This is a genomic window from bacterium (assembly GCA_016708025.1).
In the GTDB taxonomy this organism is placed as follows: domain Bacteria; phylum Zixibacteria; class MSB-5A5; order GN15; family FEB-12; genus FEB-12.
In genome coordinates, this window is record JADJGQ010000004.1 from 296,875 (window position 1) to 323,738 (window position 26,864).

21 protein-coding genes are annotated in these 26,864 nt (G+C 50.0%); 5 read left to right on the forward strand and 16 right to left on the reverse strand.

The annotated features are described in order from the left end of the window. Positions 1–41: 41 nt before the first annotated feature. From IPH75_14665 to IPH75_14705, 9 genes are all read right to left on the reverse strand, one after another. Entirely contained in the window at positions 42–521 is a 480-nt protein-coding gene (locus IPH75_14665) for a prepilin-type N-terminal cleavage/methylation domain-containing protein (protein ID MBK7143314.1), read from the reverse strand. Continuing rightward, entirely contained in the window at positions 493–1,011 is a 519-nt protein-coding gene (locus IPH75_14670) for a prepilin-type N-terminal cleavage/methylation domain-containing protein (protein ID MBK7143315.1), read from the reverse strand. Before IPH75_14670 ends, IPH75_14665 begins: the two co-directional genes overlap by 29 nt. Further along, entirely contained in the window at positions 989–1,324 is a 336-nt protein-coding gene (locus IPH75_14675) for a hypothetical protein (GenBank protein ID MBK7143316.1), read from the reverse strand. The genes IPH75_14670 and IPH75_14675 overlap by 23 nt, the downstream gene beginning before the upstream one ends. A 35-nt stretch (positions 1,325–1,359) precedes the next feature. After that, positions 1,360–2,733 (reverse strand): hypothetical protein, encoded by a 1,374-nt coding sequence (locus tag IPH75_14680; protein MBK7143317.1) that lies wholly within the window; start codon positions 2,731–2,733, stop codon positions 1,360–1,362. Further along, complete coding sequence (locus tag IPH75_14685) at positions 2,696–3,169, reverse strand: hypothetical protein (protein ID MBK7143318.1); 474 nt, start codon at positions 3,167–3,169, stop codon at positions 2,696–2,698. Before IPH75_14685 ends, IPH75_14680 begins: the two co-directional genes overlap by 38 nt. Continuing rightward, complete coding sequence (locus IPH75_14690) at positions 3,166–3,666, reverse strand: hypothetical protein (GenBank protein ID MBK7143319.1); 501 nt, start codon at positions 3,664–3,666, stop codon at positions 3,166–3,168. Before IPH75_14690 ends, IPH75_14685 begins: the two co-directional genes overlap by 4 nt. After that, complete coding sequence (locus tag IPH75_14695; protein ID MBK7143320.1) at positions 3,663–4,820, reverse strand: hypothetical protein; 1,158 nt, start codon at positions 4,818–4,820, stop codon at positions 3,663–3,665. The genes IPH75_14690 and IPH75_14695 overlap by 4 nt, the downstream gene beginning before the upstream one ends. 161 nt (positions 4,821–4,981) lie before the next feature. Beyond that, positions 4,982–6,889, reverse strand: a complete 1,908-nt coding sequence (locus IPH75_14700; protein ID MBK7143321.1) for a hypothetical protein — start codon at positions 6,887–6,889, stop codon at positions 4,982–4,984. A gap of 13 nt (positions 6,890–6,902) precedes the next feature. Continuing rightward, a complete protein-coding gene (locus tag IPH75_14705; protein ID MBK7143322.1) occupies positions 6,903–8,294 on the reverse strand; it encodes a type II/IV secretion system protein in 1,392 nt (463 codons plus the stop codon). A 104-nt stretch (positions 8,295–8,398) separates the two neighbouring features. Here IPH75_14705 and IPH75_14710 point away from each other — a divergent pair, with 104 nt between their 5' ends. The 5 genes from IPH75_14710 (at position 8,399) to IPH75_14730 (ending at position 16,554) form a co-directional block, all read left to right on the forward strand. Further along, positions 8,399–9,598, forward strand: a complete 1,200-nt coding sequence (locus IPH75_14710; protein MBK7143323.1) for a type II secretion system F family protein — start codon at positions 8,399–8,401, stop codon at positions 9,596–9,598. A 1,989-nt stretch (positions 9,599–11,587) separates the two neighbouring features. Beyond that, positions 11,588–13,705, forward strand: a complete 2,118-nt coding sequence (locus IPH75_14715; GenBank protein MBK7143324.1) for a protein kinase — start codon at positions 11,588–11,590, stop codon at positions 13,703–13,705. A 581-nt stretch (positions 13,706–14,286) separates the two neighbouring features. Continuing rightward, on the forward strand, positions 14,287–14,931 hold the full coding sequence (locus IPH75_14720; GenBank protein MBK7143325.1) for a GAF domain-containing protein: 645 nt from the start codon (positions 14,287–14,289) through the stop codon (positions 14,929–14,931). Further along, positions 14,921–15,700: a sigma-54-dependent Fis family transcriptional regulator gene (locus IPH75_14725; protein MBK7143326.1), complete on the forward strand. Its 780-nt coding sequence runs from the start codon at positions 14,921–14,923 to the stop codon at positions 15,698–15,700. Before IPH75_14720 ends, IPH75_14725 begins: the two co-directional genes overlap by 11 nt. A 611-nt stretch (positions 15,701–16,311) precedes the next feature. Then, positions 16,312–16,554, forward strand: coding sequence for a hypothetical protein (locus tag IPH75_14730; protein MBK7143327.1), 243 nt, complete (start codon positions 16,312–16,314; stop codon positions 16,552–16,554). Positions 16,555–17,026: 472 nt separating this feature from the next. Here IPH75_14730 and IPH75_14735 read toward each other — a convergent pair whose 3' ends face one another. The 7 genes from IPH75_14735 to IPH75_14765 form a co-directional block, all read right to left on the reverse strand. Further along, a complete protein-coding gene (locus IPH75_14735) occupies positions 17,027–18,040 on the reverse strand; it encodes a hypothetical protein (GenBank protein ID MBK7143328.1) in 1,014 nt (337 codons plus the stop codon). Positions 18,041–18,879: 839 nt separating this feature from the next. Beyond that, positions 18,880–19,824, reverse strand: coding sequence for a hypothetical protein (locus tag IPH75_14740; protein ID MBK7143329.1), 945 nt, complete (start codon positions 19,822–19,824; stop codon positions 18,880–18,882). Between the two features lie 108 nt (positions 19,825–19,932). Continuing rightward, positions 19,933–22,083, reverse strand: coding sequence for an AAA family ATPase (locus tag IPH75_14745; protein MBK7143330.1), 2,151 nt, complete (start codon positions 22,081–22,083; stop codon positions 19,933–19,935). A 124-nt stretch (positions 22,084–22,207) separates the two neighbouring features. Then, a complete protein-coding gene (locus IPH75_14750; GenBank protein MBK7143331.1) occupies positions 22,208–22,975 on the reverse strand; it encodes a carboxymuconolactone decarboxylase family protein in 768 nt (255 codons plus the stop codon). Positions 22,976–24,036: 1,061 nt separating this feature from the next. Then, positions 24,037–24,807 (reverse strand): hypothetical protein, encoded by a 771-nt coding sequence (locus IPH75_14755; protein MBK7143332.1) that lies wholly within the window; start codon positions 24,805–24,807, stop codon positions 24,037–24,039. A 198-nt stretch (positions 24,808–25,005) separates the two neighbouring features. Continuing rightward, positions 25,006–25,440 carry a hypothetical protein gene (locus IPH75_14760; protein MBK7143333.1) on the reverse strand — a complete coding sequence of 145 codons (435 nt, stop codon included), beginning with the start codon at positions 25,438–25,440 and terminating at the stop codon, positions 25,006–25,008. A 220-nt stretch (positions 25,441–25,660) separates the two neighbouring features. Further along, entirely contained in the window at positions 25,661–26,416 is a 756-nt protein-coding gene (locus IPH75_14765; protein MBK7143334.1) for a hypothetical protein, read from the reverse strand. Positions 26,417–26,864 lie beyond the last annotated feature (448 nt).

Consider the following 26,864-nt stretch of genomic DNA (forward strand, 5'->3'; position numbering starts at 1 on the left):
TTTGCTACCAATTGAAGTCATAAATATGAAGTGAGGAAGGATTATCGCGTAATTGCGTCATCGATAATGGCCTTGAGTTCTCCCGTCTGGTCAATTTGCCACTTGTCAATTGCCGGATCGTCGTCGAGGCGTTCAGCAGTTGCCATGGCCGTGAAGTGATCCAGATCGCCGGTGATTTCGTAAGTATAACGAGCTGACTTCATGATCTCGACTCCGATGCTGTCAAAGGCATAAGGATTATCTTTACTCGCGGCGAATCCGGCGGCCGGGATCCAGTAGCGGTCGTTGTTCTGGAAATGCGAACGCTCCATCAGATATATCTGATGGAGCAGTTCCTTGGCTTCGGTCTGCTTTGCTTTAGTTGTTGAACTCATGTACATCGGGATGGCAATCCCGGCCAAAATGCCAATGATTACTAATACGATCAGCAGTTCGACCAGCGAAAAGCCACGCTGATTGCGCCGAAGTACTTTCCGGGCACGTTGTGGTTTGTTAATGAGAGGAAAGTTTGAAGTATACATGGTCGTTCCTCAGGATGCTAATCAGAGAGTCGCTCTTTTCTCCCCGAGAGGTCACTACAATTCTCAGTCGGTACAGACCGTGTGGGTCTGTTATTCCATTTGTGGATAAGATACTATCTGCCTGTGCTGTTCGCAATCCGAATTCGTGAAGAGCCAAGGCTGTCACGGACACACCGGAGCGCCCGAAGCGGATACCGTTCCGCATGAAGATGCCGTCTTTCCAGCTATAGGTGATTTGCCGACCGCTAGTATTAATCACCAAGCTGTCCTGAAACTGGCCAATGTCAGACGCCTGGACGGCGGACTTCTCCAGTTCTCCGGCGAGAAAGGCCAGTTCTTCGGAGAGGATATCCTGCTTCTCCCACCCTGCCAGGTAGCGCTGGAGAAAGATAGTTGCCGAGACGATCGCAACCAACACGACCCCCGAGATTGCCATAGCAACCAGGAGTTCAGTGAGGGTCATTCCTTTATGGTTTGTAAGATAACGCATATTCACCATAGAAATCGGCCAATAAAGAGCCGGTTTTGGTTCGGGTGACAGTCACATGGACTTTGGCCAACCGGCCGTCCAGTTCGATGCGTCTGGCCACGCTGAACTGTAATCCAGACATCTGTACGGTGGTATCTCCAGAAAGAGTATCCAATCTAGCTTGCGAAAGGGTAACTGTTTGCTGCGCCAAATATCGCCCAAGGGTCAACTCCCTCGTCGAGAACTTGGCGGTGCTATTGCTGACCAAGGCTATTAGGAGCGAGAACCCGATCATGAAGACAGCCGCGGCGACCAACACTTCAATAATGGTCATTCCGTGTTGATTCAATCTCTTGGCTATGGGTGGTGTCATCGCGCCACCATCTGTCGTATTAGTCGAAGACGACTACCATCAGACCTGCCCAGAACCGGAAGCGCCGGCGGATAGTCAAGTTGCCTCCGGTCGATGCGACAGTCCTTCAACCAATTGATATAGGTGTTAAGTGGCTGTTCATACAGAAAGTCTTCGGTGATGATCGTTCCATTCAGCCGTCCGCGCAGTTCCGAGTAGCCATCGCTCATGATAGCTCCGGTAAAGACAGAGCCAGTATCGAGATAGATCTTGGCATTGAGAGTCTGTAAGAATCCGTTCGATGACAGGAAGCACGTTCCTTCGAGCGTTCCTTTCCCTCCGATCCAGATCCCGCAGGTATCAGTTTCGGTCGAGTCGTTCAAGTGAACCTGTAGCAGAGCGGGGAATTGAAGATTAGCTTTCTCCGTAATGGAAATTCGTCCGTTGCTCAGAGCCGTCCCCGCCAGAGTTGCTTGTCCTTTCAGCAATATGGAATCCGGCGTGAAGAGAAGTGCATCGACAAATGCCGAGTCGCACAGCAGAATGGGACCATCACTGCAAATTCGAAGCGGCCCCAGGATTCGTGTCGAACCTTTGATGGTTACTCCTCCCTGGACAATTAAGGTCGTGACGACATCGAGATGATCAATAGCCAGGCCGTCTATCTCAAGGTCACCATCAATTTGGACAACCCCTCCAACCTGGAAGGGGAGTTTTTCGCCACCCCTCCAAATCTGACTGCCATGCATGAACCTATCCACCTGTTGTCGGACACGAGCCAGGTCTGCGTAGAAGCTTTGCAGCAACGTTGTATCCACATGTGGTGGTTCAAGCTGTTGGTGTTGTCGTACTGCGCCTGTATGGAAATACTCGGAAGTGATGTCCTCGCCCTGAATTCGGCCGCTGGCCATCCCTTGTGGGCCAGTGTGCACGTCACCCCGAATACTGCTGTGCCCGGCAACCATTAGCGGGTACCGTTCATCGCAAACAATGATGGCGGCATCGAATAGAGAGGAGGGGCTGGTACCCAGGAAAGCGAAGGCGGTGACTTTTTGGTTGGCCTGTCTTCCGATTGAACTGACGAGAAGACTCGCTCCCCAGGGGTAACTCTCTACTTCAAAATTTCCGCCATTGGGAGCTATCACTGGTCCTATTTTGCACAACAGTGAATCGGACCTCGCAGTAGCCAGAAATCGCTGAATCCCTGCCTCAGCCAGCAGCTCCGCACTTTGGTGGTTACGAGCTTTGATATGCTGGCTGTAGCGGGACAAGCTATAGGTGAGCACCGCCAGGAAAGTAACCATCAGAAACAGAAGGATTGCCAAAACCGGCACCAAGACTGTCCCGACAGACTTACTTGCGCTCGATACCGCGAAGCCAGAGCGTATCACGCCAATTCTCCTGAGATGCAATTGTGTACTTATCGGTAATCGTCTGGACTTCCCACCTACCGAGACTGTCTCCGACAGCACACACTGTCGTTTTCCCCTCATGGTTGCTGAACACGGCGGTTGAGCGTTTCTTGGTTTTCACGATTCCGACCAGTTGCCAGACTTCGTGGGCAGACTCCGGGACTACCGGAGATGGCAACGCCTCGAGTGTGTCGGCTTCGTTTATCTCTTCTACCTGTCGCAACACAAACGGGTTAATCTTGGGTGGCTGATAGACAAGGGCCCGTTTGGAGTCGACAGGTGGCCGTATCGGCTCAACAATGGCAGCTTCTTCAACACTTTGCGATGTGAGCAACTGCAGGTTTCCCCACCAGATATACAATGCTACCGCCACAAGTGCGGTGAGAAGGATTTTCTTGATTCGATTGGCGGTCATGGCGCCGCGACCTCAATAGAGAGAGACAAAATAACTGTTTGCCCTGAGAGGTTGGTCCGCTGCAAAGTTGCCTGACTGAGCCGAAGTTGAAACTGATTCTCCAACTCGTGGAGAAAGGGCACAGCCTCAAACACTGATCCGACCATTGATACATTATAGGAAGGGTTAGAGGTTAATCTGTCACGTCCGGTCAACATGACACGTTCAATTCTTCGGGTGTCCAGATTGTGCTGCCAGGCAAGTTCTTCAATTTGCTGTAGAGTGGGGGGGATGCCGGATCGGGATTGCGTAAGAATCTGAAGAGTCTTGAGAGAATCCGTCAATTGTTCGATCCGTCGTTCGAGTTGTTGGCTGTCGGCCAGCGCTGATTCAGAAATTTGGTGTAGCTGCCACTGCTCCAGACTGGCCGTCGCGGTCAGGTGAATGCAATAACCAATTCCCACTGCGACTATCATACCTGCAGTCAGCGCCGTTGCAAGGATTCGTCCCGAATTCATTGACCACCTCGTGTGACCGTGAACTTGAAGGCCATCAAGGTATCAAGTAGCCCATCCTGCATCATAGCCTCAGGGCGAATAGAACTGACCTGAATATCCCAGGGGGCACACGTGCGGCGCATAGACGCCAACAAGTCAAAGGCGGCAACATCATCCTGTGCAGTTCCACTGATTTCGGCGTAAGCGCTGTCATTCTGCGGTCGTACCAGAACACCGGTCAGTGTTGCGCCAGGCACAGTCTCCTGACAGAGTGCGGACAGGAGGGCGCTGGATCTTTCGGCTAACTTACCTCCATCAGTCAATCTTGTCTGACGTGCAAGACTGTCGACCTGAATCTGAAGCAGGAGGTGATTCGAATAGAGCTGCTGATACTTGCGAATCGCTGTTTTATCTGATGACAGGAAAGCAGCCGAAAAGCCAATCCATGCGAGTAAGGCAATCAGAATACTGCAGCCTATAAGATCAAGCAGCTTGAGACTCCCGAGTGCGACATACAGGAACCGTGCAGTCGCCGAATTTGCCAGTGAATACTGCAGTGTCGATGCCGGTCGGCCCAACATTGGTCTGGAAGTAAGCCAATTCACCTGCGACGACTGTTTGTGAGTCTGCAAGATAGGCGAGTACGTCGACACCGGGATGACTTCTTCATCCGAGTGTGAAAACAGCCGTTCAACATTATTCGATTTCTCGGCGATTGACCTCGTGTCCCCGCACAAGAAAGCACCGGAAAACAGCCCCCCCTTATGATTGATGCCAACAAAAGTTACTTTGCGTTCCGACCAGGAGCAGAGCACGGCAAATTGCTGCCGGGAGAATTTCTTGAGGTTGGATAAGAGTGTATATCCTACCAGCGTCCCAATGAAGAGCGTGGCGATATCTCGGGACTTTAGTACTTTTCGCAGCGCATCGAGAAAATCGCGTTGAATTCCCTGGATGAGAAAGAGCTGAGTACCATTAGATTCGGCCAAAGTCTGAGTGATCTCTGCCGCCTCGTGTCGTACCGAGGTCGCGTGCTGTACGATCTGTTCGCGCGAAAATGTGGTGTCTCGCCAACCTGCAACAAAGCAGCGCGGGCCATCGATGAGGACGGCGATCGGAATAACCGGCAACTTGCCGGTCTTTCGAAGGCTGTCAACAAAAGTCTCGATGGCCAAGTGATCGGCGTTTCCAACTTGATCCGCAATTAGTACCTTCGTACCATAACCAATCCGAAGCAATTGAAGACAATCAGAGTGAATGAGCAGGTAATAGCCAACAGGCAGTGGAACGAGCGTGTCTTTGACTACACGTATGAGGGAATGCCAAGAACCTGACATTACTTCTTAAGCACCTTTTCCAAATCTACTGAGCCTTCGGAACCGAAATAAACGTGAGGCGTGATATAGATCATCAGCTCCTGCGATGAATTGTCGGTCGAACGATTCTGAAAGAGTCGGCCGAGTATAGGGAGGGACCCGAGAATAGGGAGCTTTTGAATGGTCTCAGACTTGTTTTCTGTGACCAACCCACCCAACACAATCGTCTCGCCATTCTTGAGCCGCACCGTGGAATTGAGTTCACGACGATTGATTGTCGGCGGAATGTCGGGATCAAAATCGAACGCTGGACTATTAAACTCAGGTTTTACCTCGACTATCAAGTCGCCGGAATCGTTGACGAATGGTGTTACTTCAAGCTTCATGTCCGCCTCGATCTTCTCAAATCGCTGGCTGGTCTGAGTCGAGAGGTTGCTATTGTCAGAGGGGTAGATTGTACTGGATTCGAGCAGGTAGTATTGCGTGGTACCAATGCTGATCGACGCTGAGTGTCCATTCAGTGCTGCAATCTGAGGGTGAGAACGCATGCGAGCCTTGCCCTGAGTGACTAACCAGTTGAGTTGAACGTAAAAGTCGTCGGGCAGTTTGCCAAGGTTCGAGACTCCTAAATGGCGAGACAAGGAGTTGAGATCGTCGTTTAGATCCTTGCCGCTGGCCTTCAAATTTACCTGAGGGAAATAGTCCTTTTTGCCATCATCAGTCGTATAGTTGGTGGCAGTAATCCTGAAGTCACTCGCTTCACTGTTCTGGAATTCGACGACCAGCACTTCAAACAGCACCTGTGCTGTGGGGACATCAACTTCGTCGATAAGCGCCTCGACTCGGGCTATTGAGAGGCGAGGGCCGGTGAGGAGCAGACCATTATGCTCCTTCACCACCTTGATGCTGACCTGCTTAGTAAGCGTTGCTGGAATGAGAGGCTCTATAGTGCCGGCAGTGAGATGGTCGAGTTTGACTAACTGAGTGACGAAGAGGTCTTCCGAGTCCCTGTTTCCTATGAGAACAGTCCCATTATTCTCTCTGAACGTGTAGTTGGTGTTCCAAAGCAACGTAATGAGGGCCTGCTCCAACGGGAGATTCTCAAATGATGAAGTAATTGTCCCTTCCATTGGGGTGGTCGCCATGATGCCGATTTGGCACTTGGCCGCAATGGTGTTGATCGCGTCGCTCAGCGGCGTATTGATTACATTTACCGACACCAAACCGCTGTCACAGCGGATAGCAGAACTGGTGATGATGCCGTTTCTTCCCTTGGTCTCGACAGCGGAAGCCGCGACATAGTAGATACTATCGACATGTTGTACGCTAAAGCCATTGGCCGCCAGAAGCGCCACTAACGCCCTCGCGGGTTCGACTGCCGTGAGTTTGCCAGTCACACCACCGCGTGTTCCTGCCTGGACGACAATGTTCAGCTTCGCCTTTTCTTCGATAGCTCGCACCAGTCGCTCGATATCGGCATTGACTACATCAATGGACAATAGGCCGTTTTCGGAAGCGACATTCAGTGGTGCCGGCGCCACAGGAGGCGGCTTCGACCGAAAGATCTTAACGATGCCGCCTGTTCTCTCCCATGACAGCCGATATTCTTTGATGATGTAATAGAGAGCATCGTTTAAGCGCACATTGACAAGATGTAGCGTGAGCGCGCCGGTTGCCGAGGAATCAATGGCGACCGACAGATTATAGGTTCTGACCAGCGCTGTCAACGCCTCATACAACGGAACCGAACTGAAGTCAAGTTTCGGAATGAGAATACTTGAGTCTGCGAGGAACAGTGTTGGAGCGGAGTCCGCAATGACAGAATCAGTGGTCCGGGAAAGACTGTCTGGTGAATCAATTTCTGCCGACCGAACGGAAGCGCCAAGCAGCACTGCACAAATAGTCACGAAAATTACATAGTGTCGCATCGCACGTATCCTATCAGCAGTTAATCTCTCGAACTACCTCGCCAAAAGTCGTTTGCCCTTGACTGACCAATTCATAGCCGGCGTCCATGAGAGTAGGAAGTTCATTTGTACGCATATACTCAACGAGTGTTGATTCCGACGCTTTAGAATGGATGAGGTCACGCACTTTATCAGTAATAGGTAGTAACTCGTAAAGCGCTTGACGACCGGCAAATCCAGTCTGGTTGCATTTGTCGCATCCAATCGACTCAGCTTCCGTGCCGTGAAACTGGTACCCAAATCGAGTTGCCAAGGCCAGTTCGGCCTCATTGGCCCGTTGCCGTTTGCAGTGCGGACAGTTGAGTCGCACCAATCGCTGGGCGACAATCAGGCGCAGAGCTGAGCCAAGCAGTGATGGCTCTGCACCCATGTCCAGCATCCTCGCGATGGTTGCGACAGCACTATTGGTATGTATGGTCGAAAGCACCAAATGCCCAGTCATTGAAGCGCGCAACGCGATCTCCAAAGTCTCGGCGTCTCTGATCTCCCCGACCATAATAATATTGGGGTCCTGACGCAGGAGTGCACGTAACATAGCAGAGAAAGTCAGTCCGATCTCCGGCTTCACTTGGGTCTGGTTTATGCCGGGGAGATGATACTCGATTGGGTCTTCCACAGTCGAGATATTCACCTGGGGAGTCTTCAGCCGGGTCAAAGTGGCGTATAAAGTCGTGGTCTTTCCGGAACCGGTCGGTCCGGTTACCAGGACAATCCCGTTGGCCACCGATGTTCTCTCGGTGAAGAGTGCGAGCTGGCTTGGACCGAATCCCAATCCGGCCAAATCGAGGCGAAGTTGTGCCTTGTCCAGAAGTCTCAGGACTGCCTTTTCGCCAAATTCAGTCGGGACGACGGAGACTCGAATGTCAATTTGACGGGTCTCGAAAAGGAAGCGAATGCGGCCATCCTGGGGCCTGCGTCGTTCAGCGATATCGAGCCCGGCCATTATTTTCAGCCGGGACAGCACTTCGGGAACAAGTGCTCGCTCGATTATCTGTCGTTGTACCAGCATGCCGTCGATTCGAAAACGACAAACCAAATGCTGTTCCCCAGGTTCAAAATGAATGTCCGAGGCCTTGCTGGCAATGGCTGCACTTATGAGGTCGTCTACCTGTCGGACAACTTTTGAATCAGACACGACTATCTCAGTGCGTCCGACTGAAGAGTGGTCATTAGTAGACACATTGTCCTCAGGAGCGGAATTTGAGAGCTGTTCCAATGTGCCATCAACGACACTTTCAACTGTAACCTGCACACCGGCACAAAATTGAGCAAAAGAGAGCAAGGCAACGTCAGTCTGATCGTCAATCAGAATTCGCACATCTCTTTCAAGGTTGTCCTGAACGACAATATGCCTTGAACGAAGCATTTGCTGAATGTCGGTATTGCGGTACAGCGGTATCATAAAAATGCGGGCGCAGACGCGTCCCCTTGGTTATATTATAGTTAGTTAGGAAGGATTTGTAAAGCGGCATGGCACGATTTCGGTATACCGGCACCCTACCGGATGGCAATCCAGTGGCAGGGGAGGAGTCAGCGCAATCTGAGGCTGAACTGGCCGTCAAATTGCTCCAGAGAGGGGTCACTCTGGAGCAGACCTTTCCGGCTTTGAGCTTGCCCCAGAAACTTGTAATCCGGCTATTCAAATCCGCAGAGGTCACCCGCATTACTCGCCAAATTGCCTTACTGCTGGAGAATCGGATAAGTGTACTTGAGAGTCTGGAATTAGCGCGAGAAGGGACGAGTGACCGGCTCTTGTCACAGGTGCTGTTTTCTCTGTCGGAGAAGATTCGCCAGGGACGACCGGTGGCCGAGGCATTCGCCCAATTCCCGGATATCTTTGATTCACTTTATGTCAGTATGTTGTCAGCGGGTGAATTGTCAGGGACGCTGGAGCAGTCGTTCACCCGGTTGGCGGGCTACCGGGAACAGCAGGAGACCGCCATGAAGAAGCTTCGGGGAGCTATGGCCTACCCGTTGCTGGTTTCGTTGGTAGCGGTAGCGGTCGTCATTGTCTTGGTAGTATATATTGTCCCGGTTTTTGAGAGTATGTATGCGAATTTTGGTGCTCAGTTACCAGCGCTGACCGCAAACGTCGTGGAACTGAGCCGAACTGCTAGGGAGTATGCACTACTGTGGGCGACCCTGTTGGTTATGATACTCGCGATAGTTCCATCACTTCTGTTGTCTTCTCAGGCCCGAATCTATTGGCACAGACTGCTCCTTCAAATTCCGATCCTTAAAAACCTGATAATCAAATTGGTTACCATGCGTTATTGCCGCACACTCGGCTCCCTGTTGACAACCGGCGTGGACATACTGCTGGCAACCGATGTTGCGGCCCGAAGTTGTGGTAATCTTATCCAGCAACGCCTGCTCCTGGAGGTCCCTGGCGATTTGATGTCGGGACAAAGCTTATATGACTCGCTCCTTACGCATGCTGCTTTTCCGAAACCGGCACTACGCCTCGTGGCAGCCGGCGAAAAGACGGGACAACTTGGGCAATCACTTCTTCGCGCCGCAGATTTTTACGAGAAAGAGACCACAGCCTCAATTGCCACACTGACCAGTCTGATTGAGCCGATCATAATCATTCTCCTGGGGATTGTGGTCGCCTTCCTGCTCGTGGCGTTGTATTTACCACTCTTTGATCTTGTTGGTTCTATACAATAAAACAGGGAATCTGATGGCCATTAATGCATTTTCGCCGAAAATGAGCCTTCAAAGGGCACTTTACTTGGTCGAGGTACTCGCCTATTTTGATTTCATCTGGTGTACGGTGGGGTTACCGATAGGTTATACTGCTCCCCATCTGCTACGCACTAATGGGGAGCAGTATACTTCCGATATCAAGGGAGGCTTGACCATAATTGTAGGACTTTATCGCCACAAAGACTCCCATATTGAGTGCCCACATCTTCTTGACGTATTCGCAGAGATCCACTCTAAATGCGTGGAGCGCTTACGGCTAATGTTCAGACTACCACAGAAAACCTCAAGTGAATTGCGAGGGTGCTTCATGGTGTAGATACTAGGTGCTCTGCTATCATGTCGGAAAGTATTCTACTCTGAGGCGCAGATTTCCTATTTCGGAGTGCCAAAAAGTGGCACCAGTATGTCACATATTGAAGGCAGTGGATATAGGGCTTTGGTGGAGTGAACAATTCTGCGATCAAGTTGCCGCCTTGGGTCGCGCTCGCCACGATCCGGGCGGTTTTGGTCGCTGTGGATAGGAAGTAAGGAGTGCCTCAGAGGTAGATTATTAGTACTTCCAATCGTACGTTTCTGTTAAAGGTCTTAATAGGATTACTGGTTGCGATTGCCAGTATTGCCGGGGGCGTCTACCTGGGTAATGCGTTATCGGAATCGTCGCCCAATGAGTCATTTACTCCGGTTGATGGTCAGACACCGAGCGTTGGTCCGCCCCAGATGAATCTACTCCCTGGCGATTTGTTTCCCGCTGAGCCGGCGAATATTGGCCAGCTGTCTACAGACTTTTCTGCAATTCTGAAAGATCGGGAGGCTCTCGTCCTATTTGTCTCACTTGAATGTGGTCCCTGTTTAGAGTTGATGCAATTCTGGAAGAATGTCAGCTCTCACAATGTGCGTCCCGAAGTACTGCAAATCATTGTGCTTTCGGATAAAGCATCAATTCCAGCCGAGTACGCGGGACTATTTGAAGGGCTCGCAACGGTACGTTATAGTCAGTCGGAGTGGAAACTCCGTTATAATCAAGATTTCTGGCCCACAATTGTGGGTGTAGACAATAGCGGGTTCATAACACACGTCCAGTATGGTTTCGAAAATGCGATTGATCACCAACTGGTCAGTCGTTTCTATTTGCTAAACAAGCACTGAGAGCGAACGAAGGAGGTGAAGACTGCATGCTCAAACTATTGTCTGCAATAGTCTGCGTCGGCTTTGTCCTGGGAGTAAGCCTTTCGGGAGCTACTGTCACCGCGGGACCTGATCCTTGTGATAGTAATTGCTTCATTTACACCTGCGGGGAATGCTGTTACCCGTCACCGGCGAATTGTCCGCCTGTCAAGCACTACAAGTGCTATCAGTATTATGGGCCCATTGACTGCACAGGGCCGTTCAACTGCCGGTGCACGCTCATAGGATGCGGAGGATTGTGCGGAATACAATTGACTCTGTAGGCGTTTGGTGATCGATTCCTAATTTCAACCTCAGGGGAGGGGAGATTCAGGGTTCTGAATCTCCCTATGTATCTGCCAGTTGTCTTGCGAAAGATAGCCGCGGTAAGCGTACCTCTTGGGTGTCAGCAAATAGGACGCGGTACTGCTATAATTCGTAGTGATTTCCGAAGTAAGCGATACGTGTTAATCTCCATTGAGTATCCCAACACAGTATTCCTGCACTTGTCCAATGCTTCTCATCATTTCAGTTTTCCACTTGGTTGAGGTATGAGCAAGCCGAACGGAGGCGTAAGTCGCTGTGCGATAACGCAATACGATCACCGGGCACTTCTTGTTTAGTTTCTTAGTAAGGTGGCGCTTGTGGACCATATTCACGGATTAACTAAGTGACACGAAGCAAGCAGGACCAGAAGTATTGTCTACCCTGTTGCACGAAAAATCAGTATCTTTGAATTGAAGCATCTGGAGCCTTCTTACTCAAAAGTCTAGGGGGTTGTGGTCTATGGCAATCCAACGAGATTTGCCCTATCACCTTGATAAACTACTGTCAAAACACTCTCCATTTGAAACCTGGATGGGGAGGGACAAATTAAGCGGCCATCGGTGTATTCTTAAGATCCTCGATAAAGCAGATGAAACAACCGGAAAGGCCGCTGGCAAACTCATAGAAACCGCTATTCAACTTCAAAAACTGATACGCTGCAATTGTGCGGTCACGGCGAAGCGAGTGATTGAAGTTGATGGATTTCTCGTCACAGAGTACCCCTATCTCGACCTCGCAGTATGGGAGAATGTCAATCGCGAGAAACTGATTTGTCATTGGAAGTCAATTCTCCAAGAACTCTCACTAGCAGTTGATTATATTCATTCGAAAGGTCTAGTACACGGGGACCTCAAGCTTGAGAACCTGCTTATCTGCTTCAAAGAAGGTAAGTGCATTCTTCGACTAATTGACTTGGATTTCCTGCAATATGAAGCCGCGGAGTTGGACACCGTAGTCATTGGGACCCCTGGACTTATTGCCCCAGAAGTAATAACAAACCATAAACTACTCTCTCAGTCCGATCTCTATTCTATGGGCACGTCGCTGCGACTCGCTGTGGAGAAGCCCCAATCCACTAATGACCAGAGAGAGGAATATGCGAAAGACCAAATCCTGTCGGTTGCAGAGTCTCTGACTAGAAATGACTATCTGCATCGCCCTCGTTCCTTCTTGAGTGCATTACAAGAATGCAGTGTCGTCGACAATGATTCCGCAAGTACCTTGAACAAGCGATTGCTTGGCATGCTTGCTGTCAGTGCACTCCGACTGGACGAACGTCGCGCGTTAAGGGAGCGAGATAGCAGTACCTTCCTTTTGACATCGCTGCACCTCGTTGGAGTTCCGAAAGAAATACAAATGGCAACGAATTCTGCTGCCAGAGTGTCGCTTAGGCATACTTTCAGAGCCTGGCGAGCTTATGTAAGCAGTTCACGTATGGAAAGATATGCCGAGTTTCTTTGCCTGATGCCACCAGACGAGGCGACCCTCGAGTTTCTTCAAAGGCTGGATGCGGCGATGCAATTGCCTGCCGCTAGAGTCGAAGAGGATCAGCTTGGTCAAGCGGAACTTGTAGAGCTCGAGAGGCTACTTGCAATGGGGAGACCAACACAAGCCTTGGTACTATCACAAAAGTACCTGAGTAAACAACCGAATAATCCACTAGTGATGAACCTTCACAGTTTGGCCGCCGCATGTGCTTTGGCAATAAACCGGCAGGCCGAAGCTCTAGGGCATTTCAAGCACATGACAGCATTTGGCGCGGAGGAGGAACGCTACCCTGCTATGCTCGAAGCAATACAATCGGCTATGCGTGCCGGTGACTTAGCCGAAGCAGAGCGACTATTGCATCTCGCTCACACGGAGGGGGCAATGGAGAATCAGTCTGCAATTGCACTTCGTTTGCGTCGATTTGAATGCTGGATGCTGCTCTCTCGGGGAAAGTTAGACGAAGCAAGGGGGGCAATTTCTGATCTGGAGCAGCGCTCCACGGTCGCGGGTGATCTTGAGATTAAGCAGATCACGCTGTATCTAAAGGGCATTCTTAGTTGGCGAATGGGGGCGATGGAGGCGGCAGCTAGTGCACTAAACAGCGCGTTGGATACGGCTGAGCAACATGGGCTCGCGGCTAAGTCCGTGCCGGTGCTGATAAGTCTGGCATCTATGAGTTGCGAACAAGCACAGTATCTTCAGGCGATTGCACACGCGAAAAAGGCAATACAGCTAGCGCGAACGACTGGGCAACCGGCACTCCTTCCTCCAGCCTATATGGCCATTTGCTACTCGTGCGCCAGGCTTGCAAAGTTTGCAAAGGGCCGATACTGGCTTCAGCAGTATTTGTGTGATTCGCAAGCTCAAACGTCGTCAGGTTCTTTGCTTGGTTACTTTGTCTTGAGGGGATTCTTGGAACTACAAGAGGGAAGGTTTGAGGACGCAGAGAAGTCACTGGGATGGCTTATCGAACAATCCAAAAAGTCCTCAGGATCTCCGTTTCTCCTTAAGGCATATCAAAATCTTTCAGAACTAGCTTGGTGGCGAGGGAACCTACCATTGGCTAAGAAGTTTCTGAGCTTGCGATAGAACTTGCTGCAAAGATTGGCGACAAGACCGCGAAGGACGAATCAACCCTTGCTCTGGAACTGGCGCTGTTGTTGCCAAAGCAGTCTGATCTATCTGAGATTTTTCGGATTTGTGAGGATCTTTCGGGCGAGCAGGCAAACTATCGAACAGCACTGACAGTGTTCTTCTTACACTGCAACGGACACGTTCCGTCGAAGGCAATGCAATCCTTGGTGCGACAAATGGTTAAGGTGCGAGGGAGTGAACGGGTTCCGTTGTTGGCGGCGTTGTCCGCGTTGGGTTACCATTCGTCCGAGCCGCTAAAAGATAGTGAGGCTTGCTGGAAGAACGCGTATCAGGTGCTGTTAGACGGGCATCAGCTCTTCCTTGCGACATATGCGGCCATGCGAGTGGCCGATTGCTATATGTGTTCCTCAAAGCGTCGACATGCATTGACCTACTTGCACCAAGCGGCAGGTCACTCGCGAACTCTGGGAAATAGAAGCCTGACTGAAGTTCTTGAGGGTAGGATCGCAAAGCTACATGAGAGCGGGTCAGACAATGCAACACTGGTGGACTTATTGTTGTCGGTATCGACACTCATGACTGACCTCCATTCTTATCATCAAGTGCTTCAAAAACTGCTCCAATTTGCAGTCGATTACACAGGCGCCGAGAGAGGATTACTACTCATGGTGAAGCCGGATCGGGCTGCACTTCACCCCATTGCGTCTTACAACTGCGATGAACAGAGTGTCCGCGAATTGACCGAATTCAGTAGCACTATTCCGATGGCTAGTCTTGAGGATACAACTCCTGTGTTTATCGACAATGCGTGTAACGACGCCACGACCAATTGTTACCACAGTGTTGTGACTCATAATATACTGTCAGTTGCCTGCGTACCAGTGGTGTCCGCTGGAGAAGCCGTGGCCGTGCTGTACTTGGATCACCATCTGATACCAGCATTATTCGGGAGCGATGACCGCAAGCTAATGGGGGCAATTGCGGGCATAATGTCAGTGACGATTCTAGCTGCTCGCGAATTGCGGTCGATGGCCAGTCAGACAGTTATGTTAAGAGAGAGTTTGTTGAGTCATGGAACAGGACCAAGCCTGATCACAGGCGACTCAAGAATGCTGAGAATGCTGGAAAAACTACCACAAGTAGCGGCCAGCGCGGCTGAGTGTCTTACTGCTTGGAGAAAGCGGAACTGGCAAAGAGATACTGTGCGATATGCTCCATGAGCACAGCCTACGGTGTAAAGAGCCGTTAGTAAAAGTCAACTGCGCCAGTTTTTCGGCTTCAATGGCCGAAGCAGAATTGTTTGGTGTCGCAAAAGGCGCTGCAACCGGAGTAAGAGAGCGCGCAGGCAGATTTGAGGCTGCAAATGGCGGTACGCTCTTCCTCGATGAAATTGCCGACATGCCTCTTGATTTGCAGGCAAAAATATTGCGTGTCGTTGAGTACCAGCATTTTGAGCGGGTTGGCTCGGTGCGAAGCATTGGCATAGACGTGCGCTTCATTTTTGCTACCCACCAGAACATCGAGCAGTTGGTGCGCCAGGGACGGTTTCGGGACGATCTATATCATCGTATTAGCACTGTAACGATTGAGATCCCTCCGCTGCGAGAGAGAAGGGGAGACATCCAGCTGCTTACAGAGCATTTCTTAAAGTCTTTTTCTACCAAAGCGAATCCTCCGCGATTTGAGAGCGCAGTCCTTGATTTCTTTATTCAGCATGCCTGGCCCGGCAATGTGAGACAACTCCGGAGTGTCATCGAGTTCTGTTGCCTAATGTATCCTGGAGAACTAATTGGTCTGGACCACCTGCCCTCTCGGCTAACTCAGTCTGTTGAGAGTGATCCCACCGAGAATCCAGCCGGCAATCAGGAGCGAGAGCTCATACTCCGCGCCATGCAGGCAACCCGCGGCAATAAGACAAAGGCTGCTCTGCTACTGGGCCTAAATCTCAGTTCACTTAGACGTCGGCTAGCGAAATATCACATACGTTGATTCTATCGCGCATTCGTTCAGCGATGTCGATGTGTCGCTACTTGTCGACACTCGCGACAAGTGCTTATCCTCTTACACACCTGATATATACACGCATTGTCCCCATGTCGGAGACTCTTAAGTCGATATGCGTGCATTTGTTGAATGTGAAGGGGGGTCGTGCTGTAAGTCAGTGTGCTGCAGCTCCATGAAGCCAGGGAGGTGATTAGTCTGAAGTTGGCATGTCTTCTGATATGTGTCTTGTGAAACTCATAAGACCATAGGAGGACTTCATGAATTCCATCCCCAACAGAAAGGCACAGCCTTTGGCCGCCGTGCTCCTCGTGTGCCTTTTCTGTCTACTTGTCAGTACATCATCAAGCGACACCGGTCCAGTCGACCCCCCGATTTCGGTGGTTCCCCCGCCTGGCTCTGTTTCCGGTAACTCGGTACCCTCTGATTCGACTCAGTCAATCGAACCTGTAGCCTATACACCGGAAATCGACTTGATCTGGTTGATTTCGACTTCGGCACTATGGCTGATCTAAACTTACGTTGCAGTGGCAGTCGGTTGTGCCCCCAATTTGGTAATGAAGATGCCTAGCTCAGATCGGCTCTTACGGTTATTGCACTTGTTTAGTCACAGGAGGGCAGTGAGTCTGAAGATGATTCGCGAAACCTGTGGAATCCCCAGACGCACTGCCTTTCGATATCTAAATGCGATTTCTGAAGCGAATATACCAATTTATTTTGATCGCGAACGTGGCGGCTATTGTCTGGCAGCACTCTTGAGTCGCTGTGTCCAGAAATGCAAAAAGGAGCAAGCAGGGTTAAGGCTGAAGTTGATTACTCCGAAGATCTCACCTTGGCACTAACACAGGCGGCAATATTGCATGGTCGCAGCTTGCTCGTTCACTTCAAATCGAGAGATAATCTACATTCTACCGAGGTACACTTTCAATTTCCTGGCCTTAGGTTTGACAGTACATGGGAGATTGGGGAGCGCGGCTTTCCAACTGACCGCTCTGTGGAGCTTACCCAGGTGGAACAAGTCACCATTGCGGATCCCTGATAGTAAGTGGATGCGATTGAGCTGCCCATGAATCAGTCGTCCCAATATTACATTTCGATATGACTGGTTTCCAGTTAACCTAAGCTCGGAGTGTTACTAGTTACAGACCGAAGCAAAAGAAACGGCAGCGATTTCGTTTCTTGCGATTGCCTCAAGAAGACAAGTCAGACAACTTAACTGACATCAAGAAGATGTAGTGCAATAACCAAAGTCAAGAGCAAAAAAAGGTCGATTACCCACGGGCGACTTTTCATCCAATTTGGCCAGCCTCTGTGTCAACGTGTTTTTTTCTTCCTTACTTGGGGAAAGAAAAATAAGTCGCGACTCTGCAAGAAGTTGCCTGGAAAGTATTTGTCCTGCCATGAATCCGTTTGATCTAGCTTCACAAATGCCGATTGATTGCGTCTGTCACTGGACGCACTGTTGAGAAGTTTGTATCGCCAATTATAGTGATTTACGACATCGAGCACATGCGCAGCGAACGCTGTGGCTATGGGCCGGTTTCCCTTGATAATACACAAGTTCTCGTCATTTGAGTAGGAAGCCTTAAAACCCAGATTGTGGCTTCCCGTCACTACCGCGCAGTCGCGGCCGAATGGATCAATAACGAGCACCTTATCATGTATTACGGCGTGGCCGAGTCGTTCCAATTCTCGCTCCCAAATGGAGAACGGATCTCGGATCCCGCCAACGCCAGTGATCAGTCTATTTGGCGCGGTAAGAACGGAGTCATTGTAAACTCTTGTAGCAAACTCCCGTGCAGTCCTAGTGTCTGAAACCGCGCCTCGCACAAAAAGGGGCTTATTGGCCTTTAGGCGGCGTTCAGAGAGAGCCTTCAAGTGGTGTAGTATGCTCGGTGCTCCCGCGCTAAAGAGCAGGAACAGTATTCCTGACTTTGCTGAGTCGATCAGTTCAAACACTTCAGAAAGATCCGGAGGAGTTGTTGGATTCTCAGCTGGTTTGGTCTTTCGTTTAGTGTTCGGAGCGAACCAGACTTTCAGATTGCCTTGGTCCCTGCCGAGCGAGATTGGTTTAGAGTTGGTTGCGTTCACCTTTCGTAATTCTGCGCTTTGGTTTGCATCGTCTGTGAGCAAGCGGTGCCAGTAGTCGTAGTACCTTTCTGCAATCTGACGATTCTCCAACACGATAATGTTGTTCGTCTGTGAACATAGTCCGGTCGGCGACCAGTTTGTGGAGCCGGTCATTACTGACTGTGGCACTTCGTCTTTGTCCACGTAGACTACAAATTTATTGTACCCGATATAGTTACCCCTTTTAAAGACGATCATGCAGCGCTTCGTCAAGCGCGCTTTTCAACTCTGAGACGCGGACCGTTATTTGTGCCATCATAGACCTTCACCGTTTTGCCAGTTTTGTCTTTTTTTGTAGTATCCGCATTCGCCAAGATCACACTTACGCGCCCCCTGCTCCGAACAATAGCCTCAATCAACTCAATATCCGTCAGCTCATAAAGAGCGCAATAGCAGCGACCACCCTCTTCTTCTGCTCTCTTAAACAGAGAAGTGAGTGCTTCAATTGACTCTCCTGCGAGCCCGATTCGGATCTTATCCTGTGGCTTGGAAATATGCTTTCGCAATGCAGGCGCGCTTGGAGTGCCGCCCTTGCCCTTGGGGAGCCGACGACTTAGGGACTGCGTAGCGATTATTCCCCGATTGAAAATCACTCGCGCATTTCCATAGGTGTCTGTGGCTCACAATAGAGGTCTTCACCTTGAGATTTGGCAGTTCTTTCAGATTGCCAGGCGTGCCAACAAGTGGAACTATCTCGTACGACACGTCCGTCTCTTCAGGAACAAAAAGGTCCTTCCATTGGTACGCCTGCACCGGCCACATGTCAGTCGTGCTTCGTAACCTCGTACTACCAGGCTGTTTGTTCGATAACGGTAAAGTGAAGCCAACAAAAGCAGGCAGGGCTCGGGTTGGTACACCTTTCTGAAGTCGTCGTACGCTAAATCCGAGACACCCTGGAATCTTTTCTGAATATGTCCACCACACGTACACCATGTCGTTGTTTGCGATTGCCATTGCTTTGCGGGTCATGGTTTGGTCCCTCTCGAAATCATTTATTGTTGAGTGTCCGATGCTTACTTAACCTGGGCGCTACATCTTTACGGGATTCGTGAGACCGACCGATCCAAACAGGCGCAGACAGCCGCCTTGAAATGCGGGTGGTCGATGAAGTACTCGGTCTTCATCCTGAGATTAACTTTGTTGGCCGTTGCCTTGTTGAAGGCAATTAGATTCATTTCCTCATATCGCAATCCTGCCTCGAAAATACAAAGCGCGCGTTCAATTGCATTGCGACGCTCAATTCGCAACTTCTCTGCGCCAAGGTCGAGTGTTTCTATTGTGGCTTGCCCGCGTATGGATACTGCGCCAGTCGAGTCGCAGCGAGCAAGAACGCCACCAAATTCGTCGAAGTCTATGTGATCCTCCGGATTGTCCACAAATGGATGCAGCAAAGGACCCTCAAGGTCGTCAAGGTCTTCTGGCGACAAAGTAGTAGCCTGATGCCACTTGTTGCTCGCTATTGCCGTTGCTTTTAGGTTCGTTAGTGAAGCGTCATCAAGTGCCACTATGAATGCGTGAGCGCGCGCAACTGGGAATCTCGTGCGCTTTCCTCGTCCGGTGTTGCACATTTCGCATGCGGGAAGCAAATTTCGCCAGTGCAAATCGAGCCAGAAGTACCCCGGATGTGGTACTGTTGTATTGTCAGGCAATCGAACGATAGCTTGCTGTTCGGCAACTTTACCGCCTCCAGATATGACGGTGCTTGTCACCTTTCCTTTCGGCCTGAAGTGCTCCGCATGTGCCGATTGCCTTGACAGCGGCGACTCACAATACGCACAATGACCGTGAAACACATGCTCGAGAAGCAATTCTTTGAATTCGCCCCACAGCCGATTGTGACTGTCCTCTATAGGCAATCTGCCTCCTTGTTCAAAAACTCGAACCGATTGCTCTGCCATCGTACTAATTTTGTCAGCCCAAGCTCTATATAGGGACAGCAGCGGCTCGGTCAGTGTAGCTGGATCAAAGTCACGATGGACCATTGGGCAGATTCTCCCTTTGCTGCTGGGCACTCACTTCATTTAGCAGTACCTGTGCTCTCATTTTTAACTCTTCCTGCACCTCAGGATACATTGTCGCTAACCGCTGCTTCAACAGGGCCGAAACCAACCACGCAGCTGCACTCTGCACTGAAGTCGGCTCAGGGGACCTGAGTCGAAACTCCAGAATTCGCTCCAATTCGATGATTCTTTGCTTTTCGAATCAGATATCGACTCGCCCTTTTGGAGTAATAACTGATACTCGGTGTAATGCCGTCTTGTTTCACCTGAATCAAGTGCAGTTCTCAGACCGAATAACCGACTCGTGAGCTGCAAGTCAGTGCCCCCCATCGTTAGCTGAGAGTCCAAGGACTCTTGGTAGACCATCCCGGTTGCTTTGTCACGGGAAAACTTAATGATTTGGGATATGTCCATGCCGCCGACAACAAGCGGTGAGTGAGTGGAACATATGAACTGAGTATTTGGAAAGCACTCTGTCAGTTTTTCGACGATGGACTGTTGCCATGCCGGGTGCATGTGAGCATCGATTTCGTCGATGAGAACGATCGCACTTTCTGAGCGAGGATTCGGCGATTGACGATACATCTCGTAAAGGCGTTGTAGAAGGACACCAACCCAGCCTAGGAGCGATGTCGCACCTTGACTTACTTGTTCAAACGCCACGAGGCCATCTTCAGTTCTGACGAGAATGCGCCTGTTCTCCAGGTCTATGCCACCAAACTCTATCTTCACGTCACCAGTAAGCCTGCCGATTACGTCAAAGAGATCGTTCAGTAATCGCTGGTACCTAGGGCCATCTGAGGCAGATTTCGATTGATATTCAACGGTTAAGATCCATTGTTTAAGTTTGTCGATGCGGGGATCAGGCTCATTCGTCACCAACGGAAGTAAGTCAGTCACCAGAGGCCTGGAAGACGATTCGTCCCAAAAGGTGCCAGTGGGCATTTTCCAACTGACCGTCCGCAGAGGCGGAAAGCCCAGAATAAGGGTTCCTGCGGTGTCCAGAGGACGACCTGGAAGGGAAAGCACGTTGACCCCAACGCTCTTGCGGGAAATCTCAAATGCATAGGAGTAGGTGCCGCTATTCTGAAATTTGAGAGTTATCCGTGATTGGTCTTTGCCTGTACGTATGAGTCGGTCGGCATATGTAGCTGCATCTTCGCCACACAGCGCAGATGCAATGCCTCTCAGTATTGTCGATTTCCCAACGCCATTGTCTCCCAAGAGCACAGTCCAGCGCTTATGAAACCGAACTTCCATTTCTTCGAATGCTCCGACATTCTGCAGATGGATACTCTCGAGTACGGCTCCGTGACCAACTTCAGTTTCGGAAGAACTGGCAAAAACAGATCGCACTCTACTATCGTCTCTTGAGGCAGCCTGGTTCTCATGGAGACCGTGCACAAATTGTCTGAGCAGAGAAAAATCTGGACTACCATCAAAGGGCAATACATCGATACCATATCTTCGAGACAGAAGACCAACCTCAGCCTCGCGAAACTGGGCATCGATATTCACTAAAGCATAGTGGCGCTTCGATTTAGAAATTTCGCCTAGTCGCGCGTTTTCCAAGTAGAAGCGAATTCCGCCTAGGCTCGAACCCATGAAGAGAACGGTCCTCGTCAGGAACAGGCTCGAAATAAACTGCCTAAACTCAATGCGGCGGTCCATTTGGTCTCGAAGCTCAGCAGGAGAGAATGTGATCGTATCTGGTAATTCAAGTCGTCCGAAGAGCTTGAGAAGAAACGGTTCGCGCCTATTGAGTCTTCCGATGAGTTGCTCAGTGTCATTGGAGGTAAAGACAGGAGGGGACAGTGGAGAAAGGATCGGCTCCAGCGAACGGTCAAAGGAAGTAGTGACAATTGCTGCAAATCCTATTTCGTGGATTTCTCTGAAGAGACTTCCATCAGTCTTTTGGGGCATACTGTACTGCTCACGCAAGAAGGAGAGTATAGAGCTCAGCACATTTGCCTGCTTAAGTTCAGCGGTTAGTAAATCAGCTGCCAAGTTCGGCTCAAGTTGAAAGATGTCCTGATTTGACTTATGAGCAAAGTCCTTTCCCAACACGCCTTCTCGAAGACACCAGTTTACGGCGTTACTGACCAATTCGCTCCATGTAGGATACCCGGCTTGAGCACCAAGACCCATACCTGCAAAAAGTACACAGTCACCGCTCTCAATCGCCTTGAAGAGATTGGGCGGAACGCTAATAGGCCCGTCTTTGTCCTGTAGATGTTCCATAATATCGATTTATTTCCAATAGTGAGTGACTTGCGTAACAAAAACTGCTCAATTTATCGCCTAGAAATAGGAAGCTACGATAAACCGTGGTTCCTTTGTTGCAGTTGCTTCTTCGTCGGGTATTCTAGAATCCTCCTTCCAGGATTTTCTCGTTCCTCTCTCGTATATCCGCTGGAACAACCTGTTCGTAGAGCCCCAAGAAATTATCCTCGTCTGCCGAAGACTCGTCGGGAACCTGAAGCACCGTAAACCATCGGTTGAGCAGGCAAAAGTGACCGATGAGCCAAGTCAATTCCACAATCTGCGAATCGATAAAGCGCGACAATTCAATGGAGACTCGTTCCTGCCTTTCGGCGTTTCCTGCTGCGGCGATTCGCAGTGCTTCGCGGAGGGCTTCAAATTCGACGTCAGTGACTTGGTGCGCATCCGTTGTAACTTTTGTGGTATAACCCAAAATGATCCGTTCAAGGTCGGTGTAGGCATTTGGGTGTTTCTCGACTTCATGTAGATGAAGGAGCTTGCGGTGTCCTTCTGCCTCTCTACCTGCATCGGCAAAGAGTCGATAACCAATGAAAGAATGATGGGTCACTGAATATCGCGATCGATTCAAAAGGGATGTACGAGAAATTACGAGCTCTCTTATGAAGCGATCGAGAAATCCGGCTTCCTGAACAGTACCACGAAAAGTAGGCGGGTCAAAGATGAACGTGTTGCAATACTCCACTTCGGTCTGGAGCAGACGAGGAGTATATGCCATTACCTTACATAGATTGTTTCTGAATCTTCCCCACGTAAGTTCACCGGCGACCATTCCTGCTTCGGTGTACGCTGAGATCTCGTCGCGTTGTAGCGGTCGAATTCGTGTCCATTTCCCTTGAGATATCTTTGTCATATCCACCTCTTTCTTAACCCCCTATATTCGCCAGATTACAAGAACTGAATCTTATTGTTGGGAGAGCGACTTGAATGCCACTCGATTTCTTCTGGTGTCGAACTTGTGAACTCGTCGACTCTCGCTTATTCCTGGTTATCTCTTTTTCTGGAGTCCTCTGAAGGAGACATGCGCCGGTTGTTCCACAACCCCCCCCATTCCTTCCTCCCGCAAGTCCCAAAGTAGCCAATCGTCATTCGGAACCAGTCGCTTAGAGCGTGAGTCCCACTTCTTTGGTATCTGATTGCGCAGACGCTCAAGATAGGGAAGTAGCGGATTCTGGATCTTGTAAGATGCTTCTCTGTCGTCCAATTGATTCCGTTTCCAATTGAACTGAGACATATATTGTGCAAATCCAAAACCATCAAAAAAGCATTCACTTCCGATCAGTGGCATATACCAAAGGCTCGGTACTCCCTTTGGGTTCTCCTTTGCTCCGGTTTCCAGCAGAAGCCGCTCGGAGAGCGGCACGCGAAGCAGGGTCCTTTTGCCGTCAGGTTTCGTAACTCTGCCAAACTCGGAAAGGTTACGGGAGGACTTACGAACAACACAGGCTTTCGCTGCGACCGACAGAGTGCGATTTCATGTGGTGTGCCAACGCTGTAGATGTTAGGTGGGGCAATATGCAACAACAAAATCAGAAGTATCTACCATTCGAAGGTCAATATGAAGAGTTGCCCAGAATTGTCTAGTGATTTCACCCCGCTGCTGCGCACTCTTAGCGTCCCTGCAAAACGTCCATTTGTTTCGTGTTTCAGTGGTCTCTGTGCCTTCGCGTCCATATTCATGCAGACCGCGCACACTAGGCTTGTTCCAAGGGTCAAAAACAGTTGCTCCTAGCGACCGGAGGAATGTTCCGACACGTGTGCGCCATCCATTCTGCTTTTCCTCTGTGCGAGAGGCCACAAAATCCATTGGACCAGATAGGTATACTCTGGCACCTGTAAGCAGACTAGGCCTAGCGACTTTCTTGCTCATATTCTAGGTTCCTCTCATTTCCCTTACTTTGCGCAGTCTGTATGCTAATGGGACCCCTGCGAAACTGACCCGCAACTCCAGGCATCGGCGACCGCTGTCCGGACACGCATAAAATGTTCCTTGATCAGGTTGTGATAACTCAAATAGCCAGCGTCGAAAGCGTCCCATGCGGCCTGGTAACGAGCCAGGCTACTTGCTGTGTGATCGATTTTCCAGAATTGGAGTTCACTCATCATTGCAATCAGTAATTCGTTAACGACCCCACGCGATTTGGACAATGCAATTCTTAAGTCGGGCAATTCACCACCATACTCCTCGAGGTAGCGAAGCCACCCTTCCACTTTCGCGTGGGATTCAAATCCCCGATTAACTACTGCCAAGAAAGGCGATACGATTGCGCTTCTACTTAGCTGCAAATCGGCAGTTTGCTTAAGAGTCTTTGTCGACAATACTCTCTCGGTCTCCGCAGTCCATATTGCAGTAGCAGGGTTCTTCCCGTGCTTGGCTGCATCGTATGTTACTTCACTCATGATTCGAAACAGCTGGGGAGTTTCGACGGACCCTGCCTGTCCAAGGAGTATTCCAGCTTCTCGCGCAAGTCGCTCGCATTCCATAAACTCCGACCAAGAGAGGAGAGGGATAGCGCTATTATTCGTCCTGTACGGTATTCCATCGACACTTTCTTCTTGATGAAATTCTTCACGTGGGTGGGGTTCGTCATGGTTGTTTTTTCTGCCGAGAAGTACCCAGTGTTCCTTATGACGGGTGTCAGTCAGGAGGGAAGTCATACCAAGAGCCCTTGCTTCCTCAATCATAAATTTCACCTTCGCAAAGGGATCAAGAATTGGGCGCGGAGTCTTGTTTGTCTTGCGATTGTCCACGAAAAGCGTTCCAGGGCTCGATTATCCCAATGGGCATGAGCAGCATGCGTTCCGGAATGTGAGGGTTCTTACAAATCTCAGACCAGACCACTCTTGCAGCCATAGCATCCAGGCATAGCCACAGACCCATCTTCAAAATGTCCACCCCAGTGTGGAGTATACCGATTGAATCCTCTGAGCGGATGTAGCGGCAGTATAAATCGGGTCGACTGGTCTTCCATCAATAACCACAACTCCCACGTCATCGCTATGGTCCGCAATAATATCTAACTCCCAGGGCTCTAAGTATTCTAGGAGGTTTGGCAACCATTGGTCTTCCTGGTCATCAGAAATCGCTACGGCAGGCAGATGGAGCTTGGCAGCACAGTCAACTATTTCCAAAATGCGGGAGATGCGATCTTTCCCCGTCGATTCAATGTTTAAGTGAAGTGCGATATTCGGCAACATTTGAGGATGATCAATTTTGGCCAGTGCTTCATTTACCCAATGATTGACCTTGGCAGCTGACATGTCGGTCACGTCTATGACAATGTGAATGTCTTGTTGGCCCCAGTTGCTTTGGTTCATACTACTAGGAGCGCTATCGGTCTTTCGGGGTGCAGCTGCGGACGTTCTTAAGTGCCTTGAGCGCTGTTGCAGTACCTCATCAATCAGTGCTTCGATTGATTCAAGCCTCCGAGGCGACTTGCTGACTCCTGCGCGAATGGGCTGCAAATCGCTGAGATGGGGTGGATGAGGAAATTACGCATGGGTATGGACTGCACTTCTTCAGAGATGTTTGAGCTTGTCAAATCCCAGCAGAAAACATTCGCGAAGACATTGCAAGTGTGGGGGGGATCGGCGAAACCGCCTGACCCGGTACGATCAACTCACCGTCCAGTCCAAAGCTGCCATGGATGTCCCGAAGTGCTTGACATTCAGGTGAAAGGGCAATGCCTAAAGTATAATTGAAGCCTCCGTCCAGATCACTTGCGCTCACAAAGTGAAGGGAACCACACGGAGAGCTCAATACACTGCGAATTTGTTCTTGACCCGATGGTGTGATCGGGAATGTTCCCCTCTTGATGATGGCGAGCCATCCAAAACTCAAGATTGCACGTGCCTCCTCATCACAATTGACTTCGATCTCGGTCAACGGTGGAACATCAAGTAGAAGACAGTGAATGCTATTGACTAATTCGACTGCCAGGAGACCCATCCTGTCGAGACTGTGGTTGGCAGTCAAATTGCTACTCCAGTCGAGTAAGTCGTTGGTAGATGAACTTGTAATCAATTCGTGGCGTAAAGCGGCACTAATGTTAGCTTCTGTAGCTGCACTCTCCAATTCGTCATGCGAGATCATGCAATTCAGAATATTGAGTTTGAGGGTTGATAATTGTCCTGGGAGCGCTTTCGCCTGAACTTGAGCTTGTCTAAGCTTCAAGTCACTATCGAGCTTAGTCTTCTCATGACCAGGTGGTGTTGGCCTGAATTTCAACTGACCACTCAAAGCTAGTCGAACAAAATTGGAGAGTTCCGAGATGCGTGTCTTCGGATGTGTCATGTCCAAAGTCTCCAAGAGTCTATTTAAGGGTTTACATCTATTCGCTTACTTGCCGGACCTAAACTCAAGTCTCGGTCGAAACGTCGACAGGAGCATGTCCCACAAGATGTTGCCAAAGCAAGAACACATCTTATGTCATGAGTGAAATGCGTTACACTCATCAAATCATTTGTGAAGGTGGCTAATATAGCCGTGGGCTGTCGTCGCCCCAGGACAAAGTCATGCTATGAGCCAGCTTTGGCTCATAGGCGTTTCAGTCTTGATAGTCACTTCAGTGCTCAATGGTGTGAGGGCACTTCATTAAGTGCTCGTGCCTCAAACAGGGAGACAATAATGCAGTTCGGTGTCACTTTACGGCACTCTGAGAGTGTGAGATTCGTCTCAACTCCAATTATATATTACTTGTCCGTGGATTTGTTCAGGTCAGGCAAAGATCAAATTGGCCTCG

Excerpts from the sequence above, each read along its gene's own strand:
- IPH75_14665 (MBK7143314.1), bottom strand. The coding sequence starts at position 521 with ATGTATACTTCAAACTTTCCTCTCATTAACAAACCACAACGTGCCCGG.
- IPH75_14670 (MBK7143315.1), bottom strand. The coding sequence starts at position 1,011 with ATGCGTTATCTTACAAACCATAAAGGAATGACCCTCACTGAACTCCTG.
- IPH75_14675 (MBK7143316.1), bottom strand. The coding sequence starts at position 1,324 with ATGACCATTATTGAAGTGTTGGTCGCCGCGGCTGTCTTCATGATCGGG.
- IPH75_14685 (MBK7143318.1), bottom strand. The coding sequence starts at position 3,169 with ATGACCGCCAATCGAATCAAGAAAATCCTTCTCACCGCACTTGTGGCG.
- IPH75_14690 (MBK7143319.1), bottom strand. The coding sequence starts at position 3,666 with ATGAATTCGGGACGAATCCTTGCAACGGCGCTGACTGCAGGTATGATA.
- IPH75_14700 (MBK7143321.1), bottom strand. The coding sequence starts at position 6,889 with ATGCGACACTATGTAATTTTCGTGACTATTTGTGCAGTGCTGCTTGGC.
- IPH75_14705 (MBK7143322.1), bottom strand. The coding sequence starts at position 8,294 with ATGCTTCGTTCAAGGCATATTGTCGTTCAGGACAACCTTGAAAGAGAT.
- IPH75_14710 (MBK7143323.1), top strand. The coding sequence starts at position 8,399 with ATGGCACGATTTCGGTATACCGGCACCCTACCGGATGGCAATCCAGTG.
- IPH75_14715 (MBK7143324.1), top strand. The coding sequence starts at position 11,588 with ATGGCAATCCAACGAGATTTGCCCTATCACCTTGATAAACTACTGTCA.
- IPH75_14720 (MBK7143325.1), top strand. The coding sequence starts at position 14,287 with ATGACTGACCTCCATTCTTATCATCAAGTGCTTCAAAAACTGCTCCAA.
- IPH75_14725 (MBK7143326.1), top strand. The coding sequence starts at position 14,921 with ATGCTCCATGAGCACAGCCTACGGTGTAAAGAGCCGTTAGTAAAAGTC.
- IPH75_14735 (MBK7143328.1), bottom strand. The coding sequence starts at position 18,040 with ATGATCGTCTTTAAAAGGGGTAACTATATCGGGTACAATAAATTTGTA.
- IPH75_14740 (MBK7143329.1), bottom strand. The coding sequence starts at position 19,824 with ATGGTCCATCGTGACTTTGATCCAGCTACACTGACCGAGCCGCTGCTG.
- IPH75_14745 (MBK7143330.1), bottom strand. The coding sequence starts at position 22,083 with ATGGAACATCTACAGGACAAAGACGGGCCTATTAGCGTTCCGCCCAAT.
- IPH75_14750 (MBK7143331.1), bottom strand. The coding sequence starts at position 22,975 with ATGACAAAGATATCTCAAGGGAAATGGACACGAATTCGACCGCTACAA.
- IPH75_14755 (MBK7143332.1), bottom strand. The coding sequence starts at position 24,807 with ATGATTGAGGAAGCAAGGGCTCTTGGTATGACTTCCCTCCTGACTGAC.
- IPH75_14760 (MBK7143333.1), bottom strand. The coding sequence starts at position 25,440 with ATGAACCAAAGCAACTGGGGCCAACAAGACATTCACATTGTCATAGAC.
- IPH75_14765 (MBK7143334.1), bottom strand. The coding sequence starts at position 26,416 with ATGACACATCCGAAGACACGCATCTCGGAACTCTCCAATTTTGTTCGA.